Origin of the sequence: Streptomyces sp. ML-6, from assembly GCF_030116705.1 — a bacterium.
Taxonomy (GTDB): domain Bacteria; phylum Actinomycetota; class Actinomycetes; order Streptomycetales; family Streptomycetaceae; genus Streptomyces.
Map to the genome: position 1 here is coordinate 7,515,194 of NZ_JAOTIK010000001.1, position 17,851 is coordinate 7,533,044.

At 72.8% G+C, this 17,851-nt stretch carries 18 protein-coding genes; 4 read left to right on the top strand and 14 right to left on the bottom strand.

Annotated elements, in window-relative coordinates:
* Positions 1-135: 135 nt before the first annotated feature.
* Complete coding sequence (locus OCT49_RS32935) at positions 136-762, top strand: TetR/AcrR family transcriptional regulator (protein ID WP_283855449.1); 627 nt, start codon at positions 136-138, stop codon at positions 760-762.
* Positions 763-1,049: 287 nt separating this feature from the next.
* On the opposite strand, the gene OCT49_RS32940 is transcribed toward OCT49_RS32935, so the two are convergent.
* A complete protein-coding gene (locus tag OCT49_RS32940; protein WP_283855450.1) occupies positions 1,050-2,495 on the bottom strand; it encodes a glyceraldehyde-3-phosphate dehydrogenase in 1,446 nt (481 codons plus the stop codon).
* 527 nt (positions 2,496-3,022) lie between these two features.
* On the opposite strand from OCT49_RS32940, the gene OCT49_RS32945 reads away from it, so the two are divergent.
* Positions 3,023-3,517, top strand: a complete 495-nt coding sequence (locus OCT49_RS32945) for a transglycosylase SLT domain-containing protein (protein WP_283850438.1) — start codon at positions 3,023-3,025, stop codon at positions 3,515-3,517.
* A 74-nt stretch (positions 3,518-3,591) separates the two neighbouring features.
* On the opposite strand, the gene OCT49_RS32950 is transcribed toward OCT49_RS32945, so the two are convergent.
* Together OCT49_RS32950 and OCT49_RS32955 are read right to left on the bottom strand one after the other, a co-directional pair.
* Positions 3,592-4,494 carry a serine hydrolase gene (locus OCT49_RS32950; protein ID WP_283855451.1) on the bottom strand — a complete coding sequence of 301 codons (903 nt, stop codon included), beginning with the start codon at positions 4,492-4,494 and terminating at the stop codon, positions 3,592-3,594.
* The gene (locus OCT49_RS32955) at positions 4,491-5,432 is read right to left on the bottom strand and encodes a LysR family transcriptional regulator (protein WP_283855452.1); all 942 of its coding nucleotides are present in this window, start codon (positions 5,430-5,432) and stop codon (positions 4,491-4,493) included. Before OCT49_RS32955 ends, OCT49_RS32950 begins: the two co-directional genes overlap by 4 nt.
* Positions 5,433-5,565: 133 nt before the next feature.
* On the opposite strand from OCT49_RS32955, the gene bla reads away from it, so the two are divergent.
* A complete protein-coding gene (gene bla / locus OCT49_RS32960; protein WP_283855453.1) occupies positions 5,566-6,516 on the top strand; it encodes a class A beta-lactamase in 951 nt (316 codons plus the stop codon).
* A 12-nt stretch (positions 6,517-6,528) separates the two neighbouring features.
* Here the strand turns inward: bla and OCT49_RS32965 are convergent, their stop codons facing one another.
* The 11 genes from OCT49_RS32965 to OCT49_RS33015 form a co-directional block, all read right to left on the bottom strand.
* Entirely contained in the window at positions 6,529-7,296 is a 768-nt protein-coding gene (locus OCT49_RS32965; protein ID WP_283855454.1) for an N-acetyltransferase, read from the bottom strand.
* Positions 7,297-7,600: 304 nt separating this feature from the next.
* Complete coding sequence (locus tag OCT49_RS32970; RefSeq protein ID WP_283856017.1) at positions 7,601-8,947, bottom strand: MFS transporter; 1,347 nt, start codon at positions 8,945-8,947, stop codon at positions 7,601-7,603.
* Between the two features lie 352 nt (positions 8,948-9,299).
* Entirely contained in the window at positions 9,300-10,478 is a 1,179-nt protein-coding gene (locus OCT49_RS32975; protein WP_283855455.1) for a zinc ribbon domain-containing protein, read from the bottom strand.
* Between the two features lie 4 nt (positions 10,479-10,482).
* On the bottom strand, positions 10,483-11,046 hold the full coding sequence (locus OCT49_RS32980) for a phage tail protein (RefSeq protein ID WP_283855456.1): 564 nt from the start codon (positions 11,044-11,046) through the stop codon (positions 10,483-10,485).
* Positions 11,043-13,004 carry a putative baseplate assembly protein gene (locus OCT49_RS32985; protein WP_283855457.1) on the bottom strand — a complete coding sequence of 654 codons (1,962 nt, stop codon included), beginning with the start codon at positions 13,002-13,004 and terminating at the stop codon, positions 11,043-11,045. The genes OCT49_RS32980 and OCT49_RS32985 overlap by 4 nt, the downstream gene beginning before the upstream one ends.
* Positions 13,004-13,423 (bottom strand): GPW/gp25 family protein, encoded by a 420-nt coding sequence (locus OCT49_RS32990; RefSeq protein ID WP_148833133.1) that lies wholly within the window; start codon positions 13,421-13,423, stop codon positions 13,004-13,006. Before OCT49_RS32990 ends, OCT49_RS32985 begins: the two co-directional genes overlap by 1 nt.
* A complete protein-coding gene (locus OCT49_RS32995; protein ID WP_283855458.1) occupies positions 13,420-13,737 on the bottom strand; it encodes a PAAR domain-containing protein in 318 nt (105 codons plus the stop codon). Before OCT49_RS32995 ends, OCT49_RS32990 begins: the two co-directional genes overlap by 4 nt.
* 60 nt (positions 13,738-13,797) lie before the next feature.
* Complete coding sequence (locus OCT49_RS33000; protein ID WP_283855459.1) at positions 13,798-15,564, bottom strand: VgrG-related protein; 1,767 nt, start codon at positions 15,562-15,564, stop codon at positions 13,798-13,800.
* On the bottom strand, positions 15,561-16,283 hold the full coding sequence (locus OCT49_RS33005; RefSeq protein WP_283855460.1) for a CIS tube protein: 723 nt from the start codon (positions 16,281-16,283) through the stop codon (positions 15,561-15,563). Before OCT49_RS33005 ends, OCT49_RS33000 begins: the two co-directional genes overlap by 4 nt.
* Before the next feature lie 139 nt (positions 16,284-16,422).
* On the bottom strand, positions 16,423-16,848 hold the full coding sequence (locus OCT49_RS33010) for a phage tail protein (RefSeq protein ID WP_283855461.1): 426 nt from the start codon (positions 16,846-16,848) through the stop codon (positions 16,423-16,425).
* A gap of 49 nt (positions 16,849-16,897) precedes the next feature.
* Positions 16,898-17,164 (bottom strand): hypothetical protein, encoded by a 267-nt coding sequence (locus OCT49_RS33015; protein WP_283855462.1) that lies wholly within the window; start codon positions 17,162-17,164, stop codon positions 16,898-16,900.
* Between the two features lie 154 nt (positions 17,165-17,318).
* On the opposite strand from OCT49_RS33015, the gene OCT49_RS33020 reads away from it, so the two are divergent.
* Entirely contained in the window at positions 17,319-17,849 is a 531-nt protein-coding gene (locus OCT49_RS33020) for a hypothetical protein (RefSeq protein ID WP_283855463.1), read from the top strand.
* Positions 17,850-17,851 lie beyond the last annotated feature (2 nt).

The following is a 17,851-nucleotide window of genomic DNA, read 5'->3' on the forward strand; positions in this document are numbered from 1 at the left end:
CCTCCATAAAACTATGCATCGTAGTTTTACGGGACCGAAACGTACACTGGCCGGTGTCCGCTGCCAAGCCCCGGCGGCCGACGACAGACCCGCCGCACCCGGGCGGACGACCACCGGAGAGGGGAGAAGCAGGGGATGGGCAGGCCGCCGCGCCGGCTGGTGACCCGCGAGGGCATCATGCGGACCGCGCTCGCACTGGTCGACGAGGAGGGCCCCGAGGCGCTCACGACCACGCGCGTCGCCGCGCGGCTCGGCGTCAAGGGACCGTCGCTGTACAACTACGTCTCGGGGCGCGACGAGATCGTCGACGGGATCCACGAACTCATCGTCGGGGAGATGGAACTCGTCGCCGACGACCGGCCCTGGCCGGACGTGATGGACCGGTGGGCCCGCTCCTGCCGCGCCGCCTTCGCCGCCCATCCGCGCGTGGTGCCGCTGATCGCCTCCAGACCGGTCCACGCCCTGCCGGTGCTCGAAGGCTATGCGCGGGCGTTCGCCGTCCTGCGCGCAGCCGGCTGGCCGGAGGGGCGCCTGCTGCCGGTGGTGCGCTCCGTCGAGTACTTCGTCATCGGTTCGGCCCTCGACCTCGACACCTCGCCCCGGGCCGGGCTGCCGCCCGGGGGAGGACCCCTCCCAGGGCTGGAACCCCTGCTGGACGCTCCCCCCGACTACCGTGAACTGGCCTTCGAGACCGGCCTGGCCGCGCTGATACGGGGAATGCGGGACACCCTCGAAGACCTCCGGGCGGCCGGGCCCTCATGAACGGCGCCGGCGCTCCGCCCGCGGTTTCCCCGGGCACCGCCGGAAGAACCTCCCGCACCTCCGCGGCGCTGCGGAAGACAGTCTCCGGCTGCTCGCGCAATGCCGCGCCGCCCACCGGCGGTCGGCTCCTCCGTTCGAGCTCCTCCGCGTTCGCATGATCCCCCGGACGACCGGCAGCGGATACCGACGAGTGCCCCGTACCCGTCATGTGTGGGACGGGTACGGGGCACTCGTCGGTGCTCTTCCCGGGGGCGTCGCGCATCGGATCGCGCCCCCGGACGACGGGATCAGACCGCCGGGGCCGGGTAGGTCGGGTACTCCACCCCGGAGACGTGCTGGACGACGCGGATGACCTGGCACGAGTAGCCGAACTCGTTGTCGTACCACAGGTAGAGGATCGCGTTGTCGGCGTCCACCTTGGTGGCGCCGGCGTCGACGATCGACGCGTGGCGCGAGCCGACGAAGTCCATGGACACGGCGTCGGGGGCGGTGGTGAAGTCGATCTGGCGCTTCAGCGGCGAGTTCAGCGAGACGTCGCGGAGGTACTCCAGGACCTCCTCGCGGGTGGTCTCGCGGCCCAGGCGCAGGCTGAGGATCGCGATCGAGACGTCCGGGACCGGGACGCGGATCGAGCTGCCGGTGATCGGCGCCTTCAGCTCGGGCAGCGCCTTGGCGACGGCGGAGGCGGCACCGGTCTCGGTGATGACCATGTTGAGCGGCGCGGAGCGGCCGCGACGGTCGGCCTTGTGGTAGTTGTCCAGCAGGTTCTGGTCGTTCGTGAACGAGTGGACCGTCTCCACGTGACCGCGCAGGACGCCGAACTCGTCGTCCATGGCCTTCAGCGGCGGGACGATCGCGTTGGTGGTGCAGGAGGCGCAGGACAGGACCTGCTCGTCCGGCTTGATCGTGTGGTGGTTGACACCGTGCACGATGTTCGGGACGTCGCCCTTGCCCGGAGCCGTCAGGACGACCTTGTCGATACCGGGGCGCAGGTGCTTGGAGAGACCCTCACGGTCGCGCCACTTGCCGGTGTTGTCGATGAGGATGGCGTTCTTGATGCCGTACGCCGTGTAGTCGACCTCCGACGGGTCGTTGGCGTAGATCACCTTGATCACGTTGCCGTTGGCGACGATCGTGCTGCTCGCCTCGTCGACGGTGATCGTGCCGTTGAACTGGCCGTGGATCGAGTCGCGGCGCAGCAGCGAGGCGCGCTTGACGAGGTCCTGGTCGCCGCCACCGCGGACGACGATGGCGCGCAGCCGCAGGCCGTTGCCGGAACCGGCCTTCTCGATCAGCAGACGGGCCACGAGACGGCCGATGCGGCCGAAGCCGTACAGGACGACGTCGCGGCCCTCGCGGCGCTCGATCTTGTTGGCGCCGGTGGCCCCGGAGACCGCCTCGGCGGTGAACTCCGCCACCGACAGCCCGCGGTCGTCGGCGCCGTAGGTCGCGGCGAGCATGCCGATGTCGATCTGGGAGGGGCCGAGGTCGAGGGTGGTGAGGGCCTGCAGGAACGGCAGGGTGTCGGTGACCGAGAGCTCCTCACCGGCGATCTGCCGGGCGAATCGGTGGGTCTTGAGGATGCTGACCACCGACTTGTTCACCAGGGAGCGGCTGTGCAGCAGGACTGTCACGTCCCGCTCCCGGTGAAGCTTCCCGATGATCGGGATCATCGACTCCGCGATCTCCTCGCGGTTTTTCCAGCTGGTGAACGAGTCGTCATTGACAGTCACAGGTTTATCTTTCGAGCTAGGCGGCGCTCATATGGTAACCACACGGCGCTTTGATCATTCAAACGGCCCTGTACCGGGTCGTGTCGGGGCCGTGGTCCGGGTGTCGTCGCCGGGCGGGGGTGCGAAGGTCGGCGGGCGCCAGGAGGGCAGAAGGGGTGCGGAGGGGGCGTGGAAGAGGCGCTGCGAAAGGGGCTCGAACGGCCCTGAATCGGCCTCCCGGATGTGATGCCACCCATAGGAGCTGGGTCACATACCAAGCCGCTTAGTAGCAGCGAACCCTCTTCAATGGCTCCAAATAGCCATCAAAACTCTCATTTCGGACATCTCTCCTGGTCCGGGTAGTACGTCACATCGTTGACCCCCGCCGCGGCCGCCGCTAACCATGGCTGTCATCGCGGAAACCGCCGGACCGGCCGGACACCCACCAGGCCGCCGCACCCCCGCACCGCAGGACCCGCCCCCGCCCCACCCCCCGGCACCCCCGTGCCCGGGACCGGGCACCCCCCACACCAGGAGCACCCACCCGCATGATGATCACCCGCACCCGTCTGCGCGCCCTGACCGCCACCGTCGCCACCACCGCCGCCGCGGCCGCCGCCCTCACTCTCACCTCCACCTCCGCCCAGGCCGCCGAGACCCCCCAGGCCGCCCCCGCCGCCAAGACCACCACCGCCACCGGCACCCAGGGCGACAAGGGCCACGCCAACAACCTCGACGGCTGGATCAAGGAAGCCCTGGCCGTCATGAAGGCCAAGGGCATCCCCGGCACCTACGAAGGACTGCACCGCAACATCATGCGCGAGTCCAGCGGCAACCCCAACGCACAGAACGGCTGGGACATCAACGCCCAGAAGGGCACCCCCTCCAAGGGCCTGCTCCAGGTCATCCAGCCCACCTTCGACGCCTACCACGTCCCCGGCACCGCCCACAGCCTCACCGACCCCGTCGCCAACATCACCGCCGCCGCCAACTACGCCGCCGACCGCTACGGCTCCATCGACAACGTCAACTCCGCCTACTGACACCCCGGTCACGGGTCGCTCCGACCGGGCGACGAACACCCGCGACCCCATACGGAACCACTGCGGGACGGCCCTCAGAGCTGCCGCAGGTGATCACGCAACGTGCGGGCCACCTGCGCCATGAGGGCGTCGGCCCCGGGCTGGACACTGGCCGGGACGAGCGACTCGGTCAGGACGGCGATGGCGAAGGCCTGGCCGTCGGAGTGCTCGACCACACCGATCTCGTGCCGGAGGTTGAGGAACGTGCCGGTCTTGGACGACCACGTGGTGGCGTCGGAGCTGAAGTCGGGCGCGAGCCGGTGCCGCAGGAGGTTGTGGGACATCAGGTCCCGCACGTGCGCGGCCACCTCGGGATGGATCCTCGACGGCCTCCACAGGGCCTGCAGCAGTTCGACGTAGGCGCGTGCGCTGCCGGTGCTGGCGCGAGTGGTGTCGAGCTGGGGCATCCGGTGCCCGCGACCGTCGGTGCCGGCGCCGATGGCGAGCGAGAGCGCCAGATGGGCCTGAGAGGCGCCGAGGCGCTCCAGCGGGGTGTCGGTGAGTTCCTCCAGGCCGTCCCGGACGGTGATGCCGAGAAGACCGAACTCGCGCAGCATGCCGGTGACCCGGGCGGGCGGAGTGAGGTCGAACAGCGCGCCGGCGGCCACACCGTCGCTCACACAGGTACTCAGGTAGAGCAGATCGTCGATCGCTATCCGGGCGGGGTGCCGGAACCGGCTCAGCCCGGTGGGGCCGGGCGTCGTGATGCGGCCGGGCGGCACGTCGAGCATCGTGGCCCCGTCGAGCTCGCCCAGCCGGATGCGTTCCACCGTCGCCAGCGCGAGCGGGACCTTGGTCAGGGACGCGGCGGGCAACGGGGTGTCCGGGTCGATCCCCACCTCCTCGCCCGTGTGGAGATCCCGCACGAGCAGACAGCCGTTCAGCCCGCCGTCGAGCAGTTGCCGACGCAGGTCGCCCAGCAGCGCCTCGGTGCTCATTTCGCCGACCCTCCCGTACCGCCCGCCGTCGCGTCCACGCCCAGACAGCGGCCTATGGCCCCGCCCAGCCGCGCCTCCACGTGCTGTGGATTGCCGCCCGCCGATGCCGCGAGGGCGAACCCCCGGCCGAGCGCGACCTCACCGATGGGCCGCCAGACCAGGGAGAGCTCCTCCGCCTGCGCGGGGGAGCACAGCAGCAGGTCGTGCGTGCGGAACACCTCCGCCGCGGCAGTCGTCAGATCGGCCGCCGCGACGAGCTGGGCGGGCCGCAGGCCGACCGCGTCCCGCAGCCGGGTCAGCGGGTCACGGATGTGCGGCACGTCGTCCTCCGGCTGGATCCAGATACGGCGGGCCGGGCCCGGCGACACCCGCCCCACCCGCAACGTCTCGATGTAGACGCGCCGCACGCCGGGATCCCGGACCCCGGCCAGCCCGAGCGGCACGGACCACGTCGCCTCGTCGGCGGGCACCGCGAGCAGGGCGGCACGCACCAGCTGCGAGTGGATGAGCTCGACGCGCTGCGCGGGCGCGGCGATGCGGAGGTCGAGCACGATGCCGTGCTCCCGGGCCTCCGCGACCAGCCGGGCCAGACCGGCCGTCGAGCAGAGGCCGGGCATCGCGAGCCGCCAGGGCTTGGACTTGGCGGCATCGGCCTCGTGCAGCAGCACGTCGGCCGTCTGCACGAGCTGCCTGGCCGCCGGCAGCATGTCCCGGCCGAAGGACGTGAGAACCGCCCGCCGCGACATGCGCTCGAACAACTGCTCCCCGAAGAGCTCCTCCAGGGCGGCGACACGACGGCTGGCCACCGGCTGGGACATCCGGGCCGCCGCGGCTCCGACGGTGAAACTGCTGTGCTCACTGACGCTGACGAATGCCCGACACGCTCCGACCAGATCCACGCCCCGCACCCTATGCCAGATCCGCATGGAACTGGACATGAGCGTATTGGACCGCATGACCGCCGCACGGTGAGGGTGGTACCGGCACTCATGACCACGTTCCGGGACGGGGCCGTGCCGCCCCGTCCCCCATGCGCCCTGCTCGAAGGGCGCCCTGTGGAGGTTCGGACCCATGCAGCAGCACAGCCGTGTCCGGCGCGCCCTTCTCGGCGCGCTGACCGCCCTCGCCCTCGTACCGCTGACGGCATGCGGCGGCGAGGAGCCCCGCGCCTCGTCCCCCGTCTCCCCGGCGGCGTACTCCTCGCCCGTCGGGATGGTGCAGCCGGGCGGGAAGGCGAAGCCGTTCACCCGCCAATTCAAACAGCTGGAGCGCGAGTTCGACGCCCGGTTGGGCGTGTACGCCATCGACACCGGCACCGGCCGCGAAGTCACCCACAACGCCGACGAGCGTTTCGCCCACGCCTCCACGTTCAAGGCACTGGCGGCCGCTGCCGTGCTGCGCAAGTACTCCCTGGACGGGCTGGACGAGGTGGTCACGTACTCCCGGGACGACCTGGTCAGCAACTCCCCCGTGACCGAGAAGCACGTCGACACCGGGATGACCCTGAAGGCCCTGTGCGACGCCACCGTCCGCTTCAGCGACAACACCGCGGGCAACCTGCTCCTCGACCGACTGGGCGGTCCCCGGGGACTGCAGGCCGTGCTCGCCGGGCTCGGCGACCACGTCACCCGGATGGAACGCTACGAACCGGAACTCAACGAGTGGTCCCCCGGCGCCACGGCCGACACGAGCACGCCGCGGGCGCTCGCGAAGGACCTGCGCGCGTTCGTCCTCGGAGACGTCCTCGGCAAGGACGAACGCGCGCAGTTGACGCAGTGGTTGCGGACCAACACCACCGGGGGCGAGCTCATCAGGGCCGGGGTGCCCGGGAACTGGGTGGTCGGCGACAAGACCGGAGCCGGTGGCTTCTACGGCACCCGCAACGACATCGCCGTGGTGTGGCGTCCCGGCGCCGCCCCGATCGTCATGGCGATCCTGTCGAACCGGGGCGAGGTGGACGCCGAGTACGACAACGAACTCATCGCGCGGGCGGCCTCAGTGGTCGCCGGCACACTGTCGTAGCGGGTACCGCCCTCAGGCCGCAGGGGGCCGGATGCCGTGCCGGATCCAGACGTTGGGCTCGACGTAGACGGCGTGGTCGCGCGCGGTGGCGCAGTGCACCGGTGCCAGGGCGCCGGGCACCTCGACGTCGCCGTCCCGGTCGAAGGGCAGACCGGTCCACTCCCGCCACTGGGCCAGCGAGGCGCCGATCGTCATCGAGGCGGGGGCGACCTTCTCGACGGTTCCGCCGGCCCTGACGTGCACCCGCACCCACGGGTCGGCGGGCAGCCCGTCGTGCCGCAGCCGGCGCAGGTATTCGGCCATGGGGACGCGCGGCTCCAGGTGCTTGGCCGTCGGGCGGACCGGTGCCAGCAGGGCGTCGTGCCCCTGACGGCCGGCCGCCTCCCGCATCGCCGTCAGCATGCGGTGGGACAGACCGCGGCCCAGGTATTCGACGTCCACCGAGATCTCGAGCGCGCTGGCCGCCGTCGGGGTGTTCCCGTACTGCCGGTCGAGGAACGCCCACACCAGCACCTGGTCCCAGCCCTGGTCGGGCATCTCCTCGCGCCCTTCGAGCTCGGCGTCGAACGGCACGGCGAACCCTCGCGCGACGATGCGGTCGCCGTCCGTCGCCACCACGCAGTACTGCGGGAACTCCTCGGGAACCCGGTTCAACAAGGCGTTCGCGACCGGCTCGTGCGACATGAAGGCGGGCCACACGTCGTCGATCTCGTAGACACGGGCGATCAACGACGGATTCTCGTGGAGCGGGACGATCCGGATGCTGTCTTTCTCTGTCACGACGGAGCACCCTGCCACAGGCCCATGCCGGAACCAAGTCAATTGTCCCGAGGGAGCCCCCGCCCCTCCGAAGCCGTCGGGGACGCCGGACCCGGGACCTCCTCGCCGCTCGCTGGAGGTCACTTCCCTTCCGCCCCGTCGTCGTTGTCACCGCAGGTGAAACCCCGGTTCTTCGACCTGTCACCAGGTCCCGAGGAGTTCCGCCACGGGGCGTGGCGGGTGGGCGCGGGCACGCGACCCGCGCCCGGGGCCCCACCGGGTGCGCCGTCCGGCCGCCGGGCGGCGCACCCCGGCGGGACGGGGACTATCCGGCCCGTTCCTGCGGGGTCGTGGCCTCAGCGGGCACGGGCATGCGCCAGGCCACGACCGCGCCGATCACGAGCCCCACGGCGGCCGACAGGGCGGTGACCGGGAACGGGTCGAAGGAGTGCAGGCCCGGAGCGAACCCGATCCCGACGAAGACCGCCACCCCGGTCGCCCCGCCCAGCTGGTCGGCCGCGCGCTGGACGCCCGAGGCGATCCCGGCGTCGTCCTCGGTGACACCGCCGACCGCGACGTACTGCAGTCCCACGATGCCGAATCCCATTCCGGCCGCGATCAGGAGCATGGCCGGGACCATCGCCGCCCCGCCCGCCCGCAGAACGGAGACGGCCGCGATCGCGGCCATCGCCGCCGCGGTGAACCCGATGCCGGCGAGCACGCACGCGCGCGCTCCCCAACGGCCCAGCAGACGCGGCACGAGCACGGAGAACACGATCAGCGAGATTGCCAGGGGCAGCATCGCCAGGCCCGCGCCCAACGGGCCGATGCCCAGCCGGTCCTGCAGGTAGAAGGTGAACAGCAGGAACGAGGTCGACAACGCCCCGCTCAGCAGCACTGTGGTCAGATTGGCCGCCACCCGCGTGCGGTCGGCGAAGAAACGCGGCGGCAGCAACGGATGGTGCGAGCGTGCCTCCACGCGCACGAACCCGACCCCGGCGGCCACCGCCCCGGCCAGTGCCCCCAGGACCACCCACGCGGGCGTTCCGGGTTCACCGGCCCCGACCACACCGAAGGTGAACAGCAGCGGGCAGGCGGTCAGCAGCAGTGCGCCGGGAAGGTCCGGCGGCGTGGTGCCCCCCGCCACGGTCCGATCGCCCTCGACCAGGAGGACGGCCGCCAGCAGCACGACCACGATGAACGGGACCGGGACCAGGAAGACCCACCGCCACCCCAGGTGGGCGGTGATGACTCCGGACAGGACGAACCCGAGGACGAGACCACAACTGGCCACCGCCGCCCACACGCCCAGGGCCCGCGACCGGCGCGGACCCTCGGGGAACATCAGGACGACGGAGGCCATCGCCGCGGGCAGCGCCACGGCCTCCCCGGCGCCCTGCAACAGCCGCGCGACCACCAGCAGGGAAAAAGTGGGGGCCAGGCCTGCCAGCAGCGACGCGGCGCCGAACAGGCCGATGCCGAGCAGCAGTACGCGCCGCCGCCCGAACAGGTCGCCCAGCCGGCCACCGAGCATCAGCAACCCGCCGCCGGTGACCGTGTAACTGACCACGACCCAGGTCAGGGAGTGCCCGCCGACACCGAAGGCGGCGCCGATCGAGGGCAGGGCGATGTTGACCACGGTCACGTCGACCGCGATGAAGAACTGCAGCATGGAAACCGCGCCCAGCACCAGCCACGCGCGTACGGGGGACGGGCCGTGCCCGGGTGAGGAGGTAATACGGGGAAACATCAGGTGCTCCGTTGCTCGGAAGAGGTTCCGAGCAGCACGAACGTGCCGCTCCGGTCTGATCACGAAGCGGCCGGACGTCCGGGGAAGTGTGCGTCGAACGCCCCGCCGCTAGCGGGGCGTCCTGGTCACCGCGGCACAAGCGGCCGCGCACGAAGCAGCAGACATGCCAAGGAGGTTAGCAGGGAGGGACGCCCGGAAGGCCGTCCTTCCGGGCGCCCGCTCCCGTCGCCCGGGGAAGGGGGCGGACCCGCAGCCCGGGGGCCTCCCCGCCGGTTCATGTGCGCTTGTAGAACTCGACCTCCCCGAGCGCGACGGGACGTCCCCCGCCCTGCCCCGACGCGTCCCGCAGCACGAGCCGGACGGAGACGACGTCACTGATGCCGGTCCGCAGCGTCTGCGGGCCCGGTTTGTCGGCGAGCGGCATCGCCTTCCTGCGGACCTCGCCGTCCGCCGTGGTGATGAACAGGTCGGCCCGCGTGGGCCGGGCCCCCCGCCGGAACTCCCGGGGATCCTTCGACACCCCGGTGTGCACCGTGACCCCGACCAGCCGGAACGGCTTGTCGAAGGCACAGGTCAAGGACGAGTCGAGCGCGGGCGCCCCCCAGTAGGTGTTGGTCACCCCGTCGACGGCGGCGGAGGCCGGATGGCCGGGGGCCTGGGCGCTCGCGGTGGTCCTCGACGGGCCGATCGGCGCCGTTCCGCCGCGCTTGTCCCGCACGTCCTCGAAGAGGTAGCGCCCGACGGGCAGGAGCAGGAAGCCCGTGAACAGCAGCCCGACGACCACCAGTACCAACAGGATCCGCCGCAGCATCCGGCCCGGTCCGCCCCGCGCACGGCGGCGCAGCGGCCACACAGTGCGCCACCACGGCAACGGCTTCGGCTGCTCCCGGGTTTGCAGCGGAGCGGCGCAGCGCCGGCAGAACCGGCGTTCCGGAAGGTTCGGGGTGCCGCACGCCGGACACGGCGGCCCGTCCGGGGTCTCCTCCGCAGCCACGGGCCGGACGACGGGACGCCGGGCGATCGGCTCGGCCGGCTGCACCGCGACCACGGGCGGGTCCTCCTCCGCCGGTGGTTCCGGCCGGGCGGGTGCGGGCCGCACCGGCTGCGGGGGCGGTTCCGGGGCCGCAGCGGGCGGTGCCGCGGGGGCGGCCCGGCGGGCTCCGGCCCGCGCGAGCGCGCGGATGCCGCCGGTGGCTCGGGGCGCGGGGCGGGCGGGGGCCCGGCCGGGGCTCCGCGGCCCGCGGGCGGCACCGGCCCCGGGCGCGTCCGGAGCCCGGCCCGTGGGCCCGGCGGCCGGTTCCGCCGGGACGGCGGGCTCCTCCGGGCCGGCGGGCTCCGCGGCGGCGGGAGGGGGCTGCGGCGGCCGGGAGGACCAGCCCAGGTAGGAACCGCAGTTCCCACAGAATTCGTCGTCCTCGCGGTTGCCCGCACCGCACGCCGGACATGGGCGCATCGCGTCAGCCTCCTGTCTCCGCCGGCGGACCCGGCAGGATCTCCACCCGGCACGTGAGGTGTACGGGGCACGACGCCGCGACGACCTCCAGGACGCGGTCCGCGTCCACCGGACCCCCGTGCGGAGCCCAGACCCGCACCAGCAGTTCGCCGGTCGGAGCCGGGGGCAGCGCGGTTCCCGGCTCCGGCGACCACACGACGCCCCCGCCGTCACGGATGTCGGCGTGGACACCGAAACAGAGCCGCAGCTGCTCGACCAGACCCCGGCGGGTACCTCGCCACCGGTGCAGCTCGACGGCACGGGCGACGACGGCCCGGCGCAGCTCCGGCGACAGCCCGGGATCGGGATCGGCACCCACCCAGGACGCCAGCCAGGGCAGGAAGTCGGCCGGGGCGAGCGCCGGATCGAAGTAGGCCGGAAGGTTGTCCAGGGTGGACAGGACGGGGGCCAGCACGGTGTCCAGCCCCGCAGTGAACCGCTGGGCCAGGTCGTCGTCGGCGTACAGCGCGGGCAGCAGCCCGCCGATCGGGTAGCGGCTGGGGAGCCCCGGCACCGCGGCCCTGGTCATGAGCCCTCACCCCGCCCGCCCGCGGTGACCACGACCTGGTGCTGGTGCGAGAAGACCAGGGCGCCCGCGGTGACGTCGATCCGCTCCTGCGCCGCCCCGCGCCGGCCGGTGATCGGGTCCGCAGGGAACAACCGCACCTCCTCCACCAGACCCACCCCCGGCACGTTCTGGAGCACCGCGAAGACCTCGCCGTACTGCACCGGCCGGCCGAACGGCCAGCCCGTCCCCTCCGCCCCGCCCCGCAGGGGGTCGATGTGACGGAACAGCGCCGCGAGCGCCTCCGTACGGACCCGGTCCACGTCCCCACCGGACGCCACCAGCCTGGCGACCACGGTGACCCCCTGGTACGCGGGCGGTTCCACCACCAGCCGGGTCCCGACCAGCCGCCGCTCGTCGAGCCGCGCCGCGACCGCCGAGAGCACCGACTCCGACGGGATCAGCTGCTCGAACCGCAGGTTCCCGCCCTCGTCCGGGACCGCGTCGGGCACCACCAGGACCCGCACCGCACCGCCCTCGCCCGCGACGGCGGGCAGGCACCGGACCCTGCGCAGGGAGGGCGCCGCCTCACGGGCGATGACCTCGTGGTCCGCGGCCGTGACGGCCCGCTCCTGGACCCGCAGGATGTTGGGCGCCCGGACCTTCGCGTTCTCCACCGTCTCGCCGTCGACCCCGCCCCGGGCCGCCTCACGGTTGTGCACGCTCGCCACGTACGGCACCGAGCTGCGCAGCACGTTGATGGCGCCCCGGGCGACGTTCCCGGCCGCGCCACCACCCGTCCGGCAGCGGGGGATCCGCAACTGCGCGCCCTTCTCGGGCACGGCGCCGCAGGAACGCATCGTCCCGTCGGCCTCGCGCACCTCCGGCGGGAACGCGAACTCGCCGGTGACGGCGTCGATCCGCACATGACGGTCGTCCGGCAGGGAGGCGCCGAAGTGCTCCACGGCGGTCCACACCTGCCAGCCCTCCGCGGACGACACCTGCACCACCGGCGGCTCCCCGTCCAGCAGCAGCGGCGCCCTGTCCACCAGGAACCGCTGCCCGGCGACCCCCTCCGAGACGCCGAGCGGCACGTCCAGGACGGTCTCCGCGTGCTCCACGTCCGCGGTGCCGCCGACGGTGAACACCTCGGCCTCCCGGATCGTCGGCGACTCGGAGTAGAACGGCTGGCCCGGCTCCGGCGCGGTGACCCGGCAGCGCAGCCACCCCGCCCGGGTCCCCGCCGCCACCGACGTGGTGTGCCCGGCGGGGACGAACACGGTGATCTCGCCCGGCCTGTTCAGCCCGCCGGTGCTGTCGGTGCCGGTCCGGCACGTCACCCAGCGGGCACCGTCCCACGCCTCCCACACCAGCGGCGGCTGCCGCGGGTCGACGCCCACCCCCTCCACCCGGCTGTCCAGACGCACGGCGACGATGCACCGGGGGACGGCGGTCGGCAGCCCGAACAGCACCGCGTCGCCCGGCTCCGGCCGGGCCTGGAAGCACGGGACGTCCTGGCCCGCGCCGAGCGGCGCGGTCCGGTCGGTCTGCTCGCCCGACACCGGCGCGGTGACCAGCCGGACCAGCGAACTCGGCACGATCGAGAGGTCGTCGGAGGTGGAGAACACCACCTCCTCCTCGGCCTCGCCGCGCGAGGTGGCGACCTCCGTCCCCGCCGGGAGCAGCACGGCCTCCGGCTGCGGGGCCGACAGCCAGAAGTCGACCTCCGCCCGCGCCGCCGTCGGCGGGAACAACGTGACGCCCAGCAGGTCGAGGAAGGCCGAGTAGTTCTTGTCCGGCACCCGGTTCAGCCGGTACAGCAACTGGTCGACCATGTACGCGAACGTCTCGATGAGCGTGACGCCGGGGTCCGACACGTTGTGGTCGGTCCACTCCGGGGTGCGCTGCTGGACGTACCGCTTGGCCTCGTCGACGAGTTGCTGGAAGCGCCGGTCGTCCAGGTTGGGGGAGGGCAGGGCCATCAGCGCACCCCCGCTTCGGCGGAGCCCTCGGAGGAGGGGATGGTGTAGAAGGGGAAGACGAGGTTGCGCAGGTCGTTCGTGGCGCGCACGGTGTAGTGCACGTCGATGTACAAGGTGCCCTCCTCGACGGCGTCGAACGCGATCACCACGTCGGTGACCTCGATGCGCGGTTCCCAGCGCTCCAGCGACGTGCGGACCTCGTGCGCGATGCGGCCCGCGGTCGCCCCGTCGCCGGGGGCGAAAACGTGCTCGTGGATGCCGCAGCCGAACTCCGGCCGCATCGGCCGCTCGCCCGGCGCCGTGCCGAGGATCAGCCCGATCGCCTCCTCGATCTCCTGGTCCCGCTCGACCATGCCGATGCCGCCCGTGGGACCGACCCGCAGCGGGAAGCCCCAGCCGCGCCCGATGAAGCCGCTCACACCGGACCCCCGATCAGGACGTTCATCGCGCCGGTGATGATCTGCGCGCCGCAGCTGGTGGTGTCCCGCATCCGGGCGGCGGGCAGCCCGCCGATCAGCACCTGGCCGCCGACCGCGGCGGCGGGACCGGGCAGGACGACGTTCCCGGGCCCGAGCGCGGCGTGCGGAGGGACCACGCACACGTGCAGGCTGCCGGCGACGGCCGCCGGCCTGCCGCCGATCAGCACGGTGGCCACGGCCACGGCACCCGGTGGCGGGGTCCCGATGAGGCCGCCGTGAACGGTGGAGTCGCCCGTCCGGGCTGCAGGGGGCATGATTGCTGTTCTCCTTGCTGGGAAAGGGACTTCGGCCGCCGTACGGGCCGTGTCGGGGCGTCAGTTGATCCGGATGAGCTTGGCCTTGAGGACGGCGAGCAGTCCGCCGTCGACGGTGACCCCCGTTCTGCCGTTGATGGTCACCGAACGTCCCTTCACGTCGACCGCGCCCGTACCGGCGTCGAGCGTGATGCCGGACGCGGAGAGGACCACGGAGCTCAGCACCCGGCCGCCGCCGGGCGCGAACACCTTCAGCGCGATCTCGTTCCGCCGCTCGTCCAGCGTGACGTCGAGCCGCTTGTCACCACTGGCCAGCCGGACGCCGGACGGCCCGCGCGGACTGTCCAGCAGTTCCAGCCGGTGCCCCGAACGGGACACTAGCGAACGGCGGTTGACCTTGCCGCTGGTCGGGTCCACCAGCGGCACGTCGTGGGGCGAGGGCTTGTCGACCCCGTTGTAGAGACCGCCCAGCACATAGGGGCTGTCCAGCAGGCCCTGCTCGAACCCGACCAGTACCTCGTCGTTGACCTCGGGACTGAACACACCGCCGCCGCCCCGGCCGCCCCACTGCACCGTACGGACCCAGTCGGACACGTAGGTGTCGTCGAGCCAGGGGAACTTCAGCCGCACCCAGCCCCGTTCGTCCTTGCCCTCACGGATGTCGGTCACCACACCGATCGCGAGGCCCGGCACACGGGGACCGCGCGCGGGCGCGTTCGCACCACCGGCCAGCCCCGCCAGGGAACGGTCGGGCGCGGCGCTCACCAGCACCGTCGTGCGGTAGCCGCCGTCCGGCTCCAGGACGTGGTGCGCCGCGGTCGCCGTGTAGCGGCCGGAGAACGCGGGCCCGACGTTGCCGAGCGCCACCGGCTCACCGGCCCGCAACCGGGGATTGCCCTCGGCGACCGCCTCGATCTCCCCGAAACCCGAACTCACCGACGCGGCCAGGGAACCGGCGACGGCCGTGGCCTCGGCCTGGGTCCGGTACGGGGTGTCGGCAACCGTCAGCCGGGCACGCGACCCGAACGCCCCGGCCGCCCGCGACGGACTCATCCCCGGGGACACCGTGTCGCTGCGCACGGACTGCTCACGGGCCACCAGCCGCCGCTTGGTCTCGACGTCCCAGCCGCGCACCTCCACCTCGTTCGCCCCGTCCGCACCGGTCAGCACGGCCCGCAGGGCCAGCAGGTTGCGCCCGTACTCGAGCACCATCGGGTTCCGGGCGGCGGAGGTGTCGGGCGAGGGTGCCGACGCGGCGGGCTTCGGCTTCACGAACTGCAACCGGCCCTTGTCGTCCACCCGCACGTGCGCGCCGCTCTCGCCCGCGAGGTACTGGAGGAACTCCCAGTCGGAGACGTTGGGCTGGGTCAGCTGCTTGTACGTGACGGGCGCGGCCTCGATCCGCCCGCAGGCGATGCCGGCGCCCGCGGCGACCTTGCGGACGATGTCCGCGGCCCGCATGTTGCGGTAGGCCACCACCTTCCGGCCGCGCTGCAGCCGGTGGGCCCTGGAGAAGGCCCGGACGACGGTGAACGAACCGGTGGTGTCGCTGTCCAGTTCGAGCGCCGTGACCTCACCGGTGAACAGCCGCTCGCGCGCCCGTTCCTGCACGGTGACCACGGATATTTTCAGCGGGGTGCCGATGGTGAGACCGGTGGCGGTGAGCAGCTTGTGGTCGGGATCCCGGTACGTCAGCACGGCGGTGTCCGGCAGGCCGACGTTCTCGTCGACCACACAGCTCACCAACTGGGTCGCCCAGACGGGGGGCAGCTCACCGGGGGCCTCGACGATCGGATCGGCGGCGAAGGAACGGCCCGGGGCGGTCATCGGCCGCCCTCCGCCGCGGGGGCCTCCAGACCGGGCACGACCAGCTCCCTGCCGGGGACCAACTGCATCGGGTCGTCGATGTCGTTGGCGTGGGCGATGGTGCGCCAGGCGGTGGCGTCGCCGTACTCCCGCCACGCGAGCAGCGGCAGGCTGTCGCCGACGACGACCCGATGGGTGCGCCGCGCCTCCCGCGAACCCGACGTCGGGTTCTGTCCGAGCCGCTCGCCGCTCGCCTCCTCGATCGAGAGGGAACAGGTGGCGCGCAGCGGTTTCCCGTCGACGTCGAAGAGGGTGTACGAGATGGACAGGCCGGACATCACACCGTCGAACGAGGTCGTCCGGGCCGTGCCCCAGTCGAAGCGCACCCAGGGACTGGCCGGGGTCTTGCGGGCCAGGCTCCTCGGAGTGGGCGCACACGCCAGCATCAGCTGCTCCACCGCCTTCTCCACCGAGTTGTCATGGGTGGCCGTGGCGTCGAGGAAGACCTCCATGGACAGGGTCCGGGGCCCGCTGCCCACGAACTCGGGCAGCGCGGACTGCTCGGCCATCCGGGACGGGGTGCGCCGCCACTCGGTGCTCTTGTTCAACGACAGCTGCGACGGATTGAACTGCAGCGTGAGCTGGGCGATCCTCCCGCCCGGCTTGGCGCCGACCTCCGCGGGCGGTTCCATGATGGTCAGCTGGGCGCGAGCACGGCTCGTGCGGGCAACGGGTGACATCGCGTTCCTCCTTCCGGTACGGGGACTTCACGGGTGACGGGCCGCCGGGTCACCGGGCCATCGGCCTTGCCGGGTCACCGGGTCACCGGGCCGCCGGCCTGCTGGGCTGCCGGGTTTTCCGGCGCGGTTCGACGAGCGCTCAGGAGGGCTCCAGACCCTCGTGCGCGATCTCCAGCGTCTCGATCGCCGGCTGGGAGCTGGCGGGATCGAAGGAAGGGCCCTGCCAGCGCACCGGCACGATGCCCTGCACCTGCCAGCCGATGATGCGGCTGAGGTCGGGCCGGAGCGCGACGATCTCGCCGTCCTTGCGCTCGACCCGCTGGATCGTGTTGTTCAGCCACCGCGTGATCTTGAGCGTGTCCGCGGTCACCGGGCGGGTCAGCGTGATGTTGGTCCAGGCGATCCGGCCCGGCAACTGCCAGGTGAAGCCGTTGTTCCCGCCCTCGGCGTACTGCTCCAGCTCCACCTCGGCGCCCAGGCCCGAGCAGGTGTGGAAGGCACCCAGGTCGTTGCCCCCGATCACCAGCTTGAAGAACACGCTCGTCGCGAAGATGTTGTCCGTCATTGCTCTTCTTCTCTGCCGTTTCCCAGTGCCCCGCCGGGCGGAGTCGTCGTCAGCGGCGGTTGTCGTACAACCGGCCGGTGCGTTCCCGGCCCCGGCGCAGGTCCGCGCGGATCAGCCGGCTCACCGGATCGATCAGGCGGCGGGCCAGTTCCTCGATCTCCGCGCCGGTCACCCGGTGCGCGGCCGGAGTTGCTGCCTCGGGCGGGGCGGCCGGTCCGTTCCCCGCCGGCGGACCGGCGGGCTTCACCGGGGCCGCCCTGACCGGCACGCCGGTGATCCCGGCCTCGGCCGCCGCGCGCTGCACGGCCGGGGCCACGGCTCCCGGACCGCTCGTCCCGGTGCCTGGGACGGTCCCCGAACCGGTGCCCGGACCGGTTCTTGGACCGGCTCCCGGGCTCGGGGAGGGACGGGGCGGCACCCGCACCGAGAGGGGCGGTGCTCCGCCCGGCACGACGCCGTCCCCTGACGCCGTGCCGGTGAACAGGGGCCCGGTGGATTCGGGCACCACCGGCATCGCCATCCGCTGCACGGCCGGTGCGGCCGGCACCGGCCCGGTCGCCCCGGGCGGATGCGGGCGCACCACCGGGACCGGCCGGGCGGCGGACGGCGCGGACCCTCCGGAGGGGGACGCCGACGCGTACGGTGCGGACGCCTCCGGGGAGGGCGGTGACGCGTACGGGAGCGCCGCTGCGGGGTGCGGCGTCGGGGACGGCGGAGCGGGCACACGGGCCGGACGGGACTCCCCGCGGTCCCGCGCCGACGGGTGGGCGTCGGGCCGGGACGGCACGACCGGCCCACCACGCGCCGAACGCTGCACGAGCCGCCGCAGGAGGGAGTTGCCGGTCGACGGTCCGCGCCCCGCCCGGCCGGTACCGGCCTCGGCCCGCGCCCCGCCGCCGTCCGGTGCGGAACGGGCGGGAGGCGCGGGACGGGCGGAACCCCCGGACGGCGTCCGGCCCGACGGTGCCCCGCCCGGAGCACCCCCGGACACCGAGTGCTGAAC